Origin of the sequence: Hydrogenophaga sp. (assembly GCF_031426985.1) — a bacterium.
Classification (GTDB): Bacteria; Pseudomonadota; Gammaproteobacteria; order Burkholderiales; family Burkholderiaceae_C; genus Hydrogenophaga.
In genome coordinates this window covers 1-2752 of sequence record NZ_JASJOY010000058.1, presented here as the reverse complement: position 1 = coordinate 2752, position 2752 = coordinate 1, and the positions used below count along the sequence as shown (strand labels likewise).

Annotated in this window: 4 protein-coding genes; 3 read left to right on the top strand and 1 reads right to left on the bottom strand. The window is 70.6% G+C overall.

The genetic code is table 11. The features are described 5' to 3' along the window. The 3 genes from RMP09_RS08140 to RMP09_RS08130 all read left to right on the top strand — a co-directional run. A partial coding sequence (locus RMP09_RS08140; protein ID WP_310565476.1) for an MFS transporter occupies nt 1-1042 on the top strand: 1042 nt, incomplete at its 5' end. A gap of 226 nt (nt 1043-1268) precedes the next feature. Beyond that, the gene (locus tag RMP09_RS08135) at nt 1269-2051 is read left to right on the top strand and encodes a class II glutamine amidotransferase (RefSeq protein WP_310565475.1); all 783 of its coding nucleotides are present in this window, start codon (nt 1269-1271) and stop codon (nt 2049-2051) included. Next, complete coding sequence (locus RMP09_RS08130; protein ID WP_310565474.1) at nt 2048-2380, top strand: DMT family transporter; 333 nt, start codon at nt 2048-2050, stop codon at nt 2378-2380. Before RMP09_RS08135 ends, RMP09_RS08130 begins: the two co-directional genes overlap by 4 nt. Before the next feature lie 23 nt (nt 2381-2403). Here RMP09_RS08130 and RMP09_RS08125 read toward each other — a convergent pair whose 3' ends face one another. Beyond that, nucleotides 2404-2691 carry a VF530 family DNA-binding protein gene (locus RMP09_RS08125; protein ID WP_409559699.1) on the bottom strand — a complete coding sequence of 96 codons (288 nt, stop codon included), beginning with the start codon at nt 2689-2691 and terminating at the stop codon, nt 2404-2406. Nucleotides 2692-2752: the final 61 nt, after the last annotated feature.

Here is a 2752-nt window from a genome sequence, read left to right as displayed (position 1 = left end):
CATCTTCGGCATGGGCGTGGTGCTGGCGCCGGCCATCGGCCCCAGCATCGGCGGCATCCTGGTGGACGGGTTCGGCTGGCGTTCCATCTTCTTCATGGTGGTGCCGTTCTGCCTGGCCTCGATGTGGATGGCGCAACGCTTCGTCTCCACCAGCGCGCCCGGCGGCGGCGCCGCCAACCCGCAGGGCGCGGCGCTGGACTGGCGCGGCCTGTTGCTGGCCACGGTGGGCACGCTGTGCCTGCTCAACGGCCTGGTGGAACTGCGCGGGGATGCGCCCGCGCTGGGCGTGGCGCTGCTGGGCGTGGCGGCGCTGGTCGTGCTGGGCTTCGTGGTGCTGCAGCGGCGCATGCTGCGCGCGCGCCGGCGCGGGCCCGAGACCGGCAGCGACCCGCTGATGAACCTCTCGCTGTTCAAGGACCGGCGTTTTGCCATGGGCAGCATCGTGGCGGTGATCTACGGCACCGCGCTGTTCGGATCGACCTACCTGCTGCCGGTCTACATGCAGATGGGGCTGGGCCTGTCGCCGTCGTTCGTGGGCACGGTGCTGCTGCCGGCCGGGCTGCTGCTGGCGATCACCATCGCGGTGGTCGGGCGCCTGTCGGACCGGCAACCCACGCACCGCCTGGTGAGCCTGGGGCTGGCGCTGCTGGCCGCGTCGTTCGCGCTGATGCTGACCATCGACGGGCGCGACGCCACGCGCACCGCCACCTTGCTGGTGGCCTGGGCCATCCTGGGCCGCATCGGCCTGGGCTTCATCCTGCCTTCGCTCAACACCGGCGCCATGCGCGGGCTGGAGCGGCACCTCATCCCGCAGGGGTCGAGCGTGATCAACTTCCTGCGCATGCTCGGCGGCGCCGCGGGCGTGAGCCTGTGCGGCATCGTGCTCGAATGGCGCCTGGCCGCGCACGGCGCCCAGCTCGGCGGGGGTGACCAGACCGCCCGCCTCGCCGCCTTCGACGAAACCTTCCTCATGCTCGCCACCCTCTGCGGCCTGGCCCTCATCGCCGCCTGGCGCTTGCGCGCGGACCCCAACGCGACCTGAACCCGCGGTGGATCCGACCGATTTCGCACAAGCGGTCCCCGTGGGAATCGACCAGACTGCCGGACAATAGGCGCTCCAACACACAGCGCCTCACAACCGAGGCACGGCGCCGGAGCGGGGAACGCGCCCCCTCCAGCACGCACCGTGGAACCGGCTTCGCCGGGCCACTGGTGCGGTCCCCCCTTCCAAGGGGGGAAGCCGCGCAGCGGCGCAGGGGGGATTCCGAATGTGCCAACTGCTCGGCCTGAACTGCGCCACCCCCACCGACGCCTCCTTCAGCTTCACCGGCTTTTGCCAGCGCGGGGGCGCCACCGACCACCACGCCGACGGCTGGGGCATCGCTTTCTTTGAAGGCAAAGGCCTGCGCCTGTTCGTGGACCAGCAGAGCGCGGCCGAGTCGCCCGTGGCGGCCTTCCTGCGCGGCTACCCGCTCAAGAGCCGCAACATCATCGCCCACGTGCGCAAGGCCACCGTGGGCCGCGTGAGCCTGGAAAACGCCCACCCGTTCACGCGCGAGCTCTGGGGCCGACACTGGGTGTTCGCCCACAACGGCGACCTCAAGGACTACCACCCGCACCTGCACGCGCAGTTCCGCCCCGTGGGCGACACCGACAGCGAACGCGCCTTCTGCTGGCTGATGCAGGAGCTGGCCAAGTCGCACGCCGACCTGCCCAGCGTGGCCGAACTCACGCTGACCCTGCGCGAGCTGGTGCCGCAGGTGCGGCGCTTTGGCACCTTCAACTGCCTGCTGTCCAACGGCGAAGCGCTGTGGGCGCACTGCAGCACGCACCTGCACTGGCTGGTGCGCCAGCACCCCTTCACGCAGGCCACGCTCAAGGACCAGGACTGGACGGTGGACTTCGCCCAGCTCAACCAGCCCGGCGACCGGGCGGCGGTCATCGTCACGCAGCCGCTGACCGACAACGAGCCCTGGACCGCCTTCACGCCCAACGAGCTCAAGGTGTTTGTGGACGGCCTGCCGATCGATGTGACGGAGGTCGTGCTGTGAACGCCTGGCTGCTGCTGGCCATCGCCATCACCGCCGAGGTGATCGGCACCACCGCACTCAAGGCCAGCGAGGGCTTCACCCGCCTGCTGCCGGCCGTGGTGGTGGTGCTGGGCTATGCGGTGGCGTTCTACTGCCTGTCGCTGGTGCTCAAGCACATCCCGGTGGGCGTGGCCTACGCGGTGTGGTCGGGCCTGGGCATCGTGCTCATCACCCTGGCCGCCTACGTGGCCTATGGCCAGAAGATCGACGCGGCCGGCCTGGTTGGCATGGGCCTGATCGTCGCCGGCGTGGTGGTGCTCAACGTCTTCTCAAAAGCGTCCGCGCACTGAAGGCGGCGGCGCCCCGCTGCACATCAGCCGCGGCCGGCGCGACGCTCTTCGCGCAGCATGAAGAGGTAGAGCCCCTCCACCTTCTCGCGCGCCCACGGCGTCTTGCGCAGGAACCTCAGGCTGGAGCCCACGCTCGGGTCCACGTTGAAGCAGCGGATGGGAATGCGGTGCCCGAGTTCGTCCCAGCCGTAGTGATCGGCCAGCGCGGTGACGATGGCTTCGAGCGTCAGGCCGTGCAGCGGGTTGCGCGCCTGCTGGGCGGGGGCCCTGGGCGCCTTGTCGTCGGGCAGGTCGGCGGGTTGATCGCTCACTGGACCACCCTCCGTGCTGCGCACTGCGGGGCGAGCGCCCTTCGGAGCGGCCGGGCGGGCG

Coding starts and splice junctions, on each gene's coding strand:
- RMP09_RS08135 (WP_310565475.1), top strand. CDS start 1,269: ATGTGCCAACTGCTCGGCCTGAACTGCGCCACCCCCACCGACGCCTCC.